The 1,623-nt window shown below is 59.9% G+C and carries 1 protein-coding gene; it reads right to left on the bottom strand.

Annotated elements, in window-relative coordinates:
• Positions 1-261 precede the first annotated feature (261 nt).
• Positions 262-1,350, bottom strand: coding sequence for a M24 family metallopeptidase (locus I2D41_RS02825; protein WP_195363476.1), 1,089 nt, complete (start codon positions 1,348-1,350; stop codon positions 262-264).
• Positions 1,351-1,623 lie beyond the last annotated feature (273 nt).

Genomic DNA, 1,623 nt, shown 5'->3' with positions numbered 1-1,623 from the left:
CGCCCCGCAGTGCCCGCTTCCCCCGAGAACAATTATCAGTGCAGGTAGAAGGCTTGCCGATTTTCAAAAAAAATACCCGCATGGTCGACCCATGCGGGTTAAACGTAGTAGATAGCCCGTTTTCGTGGCGCATCTCTAGACTGTCAAATTGGTCGACTTGGCCCCATGGCAGTTGCGGTGAAATAGTTCCTGGATTATGTCTCTGTGGGCCAATCTGGGAACTATTCCACCGCAACTTATTAAAGGGCTATTGGGAAGGGGCTAGTCTAGGCGGACTGGGTCGTGGGGGTAGCCGTTGAGAATCTCGACGCCGGACTCGGTAACCAGGGCCAGGTCTTCGATACGGACGCCGGTGCGGCCGGGGAGGTAGATGCCCGGCTCGATGGAGAACGTCATGCCAGGCTCTACGACTTGCTCGTTGACAAGCGAGACATCGCCCGGCTCGTGGTCTTGCAGACCGATCGAGTGACCCAGGCGATGCGTGAAGTACTTGCCGTAGCCTGCGTCTTCGATCACGTCGCGCGCGGCACGGTCCAGGTCGCACATGCGCACGCCCGGGGCGATGAGCGCCTCGGCGGCCTCGTTGGCGCGGCGCACGATGTCGTAGATGCGTGCGGTCTCCTCGTCCGGCTCTCCCCAAAAGAACGTGCGCGTCATGTCCGAGCAGTAGTTGCGATGACGCCCGCCAATGTCGAACAGCACCACGTCACCGCGCTTGAGTACGGTGTCGTCGGGCTCGTGATGCGGGTCGCCGGCGTTAGCGCCAAAGCTCACGATGGGCGGAAAGCTAAAGCCCTCGCAGTCGTGTTTGCGGTACAGGCCGAGCATCTGGTCGGCAATTTCGCGCTCCGTCACGCCCTCGTGAACGAGCTTGATGGCGTCGGCCATCACGGTGTCGTTGGCGGCCGAGGACACACGCATGAGCTCCTGCTCGGCGGCATCCTTGTGGGTGCGTGCGGCGGTGACGGCAAAGTCGCCCAGGAAGAACTCGCTCGCGGCGTGGCGCTCCATGAGCGGCATCAAAAAGCCGGAACGCATGACGGTATCGATGCCTAGCAGTTTGGTCGGATCGACCTCGCGAGCGATGGCGTCGGCCACGATGTCGGTATCGGTGTGGTAGGCAACGCGCGCATTGTCGTACTCGGGCAGCTGATGCAGCGCGTTGACCAGGATCACTGGCTCGGCATTGCGCGCGAGCAGCACGCCGCAAAAACGCTCGAACATATCGGCATAAAAGCCGGTCAGATAGTAGATCGACCACGGGTCATTCACAAGCAGCTGCGCGCCGGGGTGCTGGGCCTCGAGCGCATCGAGCACGCGCGCCACGCGCTGTTCATCGACATGTGCCATACATCGTCCTTTCGCTGGGTTGCCACCATGGTATCCCATGCCCGGCAGTTAAGGACGTTCCTTTTCTGCCTGCACTTCGGGACACTCCTTGGCATGGCCAGCCTAGCGAACGTTCGGGCAAAAGTAGCCATAAGAGGTCCGTCCCAAATGGGCTGGTTTCAAAAGTATGGCGGATTACGGGGCTGGACCTGTATTACATGACCATAGGAAAAATGGCGAAATTAAAACCGACGCTCCTATAAGTTGTCAAGAGGCAGTTTGCGGGAGCGTTCT

The organism is Collinsella aerofaciens (assembly GCF_015552075.1).
GTDB classification, from domain to species: Bacteria; Actinomycetota; Coriobacteriia; order Coriobacteriales; family Coriobacteriaceae; genus Collinsella; species Collinsella aerofaciens_Y.
Note: the sequence above shows the minus strand (reverse complement) of the source record. Positions and strands in the feature narration are given on the sequence as shown.